We start from the raw sequence: 1695 nt of genomic DNA, 5'->3' as shown, positions 1-1695 counted from the left end.
CTCGGCTGATTTGCCGGTAGGAATATTACTTTGTTGCTGTTGCGCAACCTTACTCAACAGCTCTATTGCTTCCATCACTGCTTTTTCATCGATATTTTTTGCTTGTGCAAGTTTATAAACGACATTAGCTTGTGATTCAGCTGCTTGCTGTTCAGCAGTAAATGCTTTTATTTGTGTTTCAGCCATTCTATTTTGAGCATTAGCTATCTCTGCTTGAGCTTTCATTTGTTCAGCAATGGCTGCTTCCATTAACGGATCTTGCTGATTTTGTGATGCTTGTTGTGCTTCTGCTAACCATTGCATTTCTTCATCAGTTTCAGGCTTCTTCAATCCACTAGTGATCAGTTCTTTGTTAGCATAATCACGAATATATTCAACACCCTTACCCTCCATCATATTTGCGTAAGTAAGCATCATGACGTTCCAGATTGGATGCTCAGGAGGAACTTTAGTTATTAGCTCACCAATTTCTGCTCTTGCAGCATCTTTTTGCGATTGGAATGATGGGCCAACATCAGTGTAAGTTTCGTATCTTCCACGGATATCGTTTAAAGTAACCACTTTACCTTGATTAAAATCAACAGATTGTGTCATTAAATCAATGCTATTTTCATTTCCGTCTTCGGATGTTGTGATCACTTTTCGTTGTGTATCATAAATTTCATTAGCTATTGACGCATATATTTCACCATCTCTACGCATCGCGATAGCCAAATTATCTTGAAATACATAGGTCTCTAAATCAATTCTGCTGTTGAGTTGATTAACAGTGTCAAATGCCACTTGACCATTGGCTGCTTCAACATCAACACCTACTCTTGCAGTTTCTTTTGCTGCTGTTGTTGCTGCTTCTAACATTCCAGCATCAGCTTGTGATATCTCGGCATTTTCCATATATGAAACAGGGCCAGGAGGAAGATCTCCCTTGTTTTCATCAGTTCTATTAAGTAAGTAATACGGATAATCATCATCTCCGCTATACATTCTTTCATAACCTGCAATTTGCTCAGCATAAAAGAAGGGCTTTTTCTTCGGTGATTTGGCAACCGTATCGGCACCTTTGGATAGTATAAAGTTACGTAAACGTTGAGCGTCTTTTGATAAACGCACAACACCTTCATATAACTCAGTGTCATCAAAAAATGACCATTCACCGAAAACAGGCACAATCGGAATATGTTCACCCGCAATTTTAATTCTATCTTTCAATATTGCTGTATTTGTTATAATTGACTTGTATACTCTACAACGTTTTACTGTTCGCTCACCTACTTTGTTAGCGCCTTCTTGCGCTAAGCGATCCATGTTTTCTTTTACTTCACTTGCATAGTAACTTTGTAAATCACCGGCCATCGGATTGTAATAAACAAAAACCTTCTCTTTTTTTTCTTCTACTTCATAGTACTCTGCAACGTAAACTGTTTTTCCGTTTGACCAGCTAAATAAAAAATCATTGTTTGGTGATTGAAAGGAAGGAGTAATATCTTTATCAATACCATATTTTTCAGCGAAATCTTCCCATCCATCCGTGTTTAAAGCATGGATAATCGTGCAGTTTTTGGCATCAGACTTATCTATTTCTTTTGAATTACAATCCCATATAACATGCGTGCATGATTCGTGAAGTGGAACTCTGCGAATAACCTGATTATTGCTTGTTGGATTTTCGTCTTCATAGTCAGTAACAATACGCCA

At 37.8% G+C, this 1695-nt stretch carries 1 protein-coding gene; it reads right to left on the bottom strand.

Translation table 11 applies throughout. The features are described 5' to 3' along the window. Positions 1-1695, bottom strand: a 1695-nt coding sequence (locus tag G468_RS21880; RefSeq protein ID WP_051297198.1) for a portal protein, incomplete at both ends; no start/stop codon positions are given.

Source organism: Arsenophonus nasoniae DSM 15247 (assembly GCF_000429565.1).
Classification (GTDB): Bacteria; Pseudomonadota; Gammaproteobacteria; order Enterobacterales; family Enterobacteriaceae; genus Arsenophonus; species Arsenophonus nasoniae.
The sequence above is the reverse complement of the archived record's forward strand: the minus strand, read 5'-3'. Positions and strand labels throughout refer to the sequence as shown.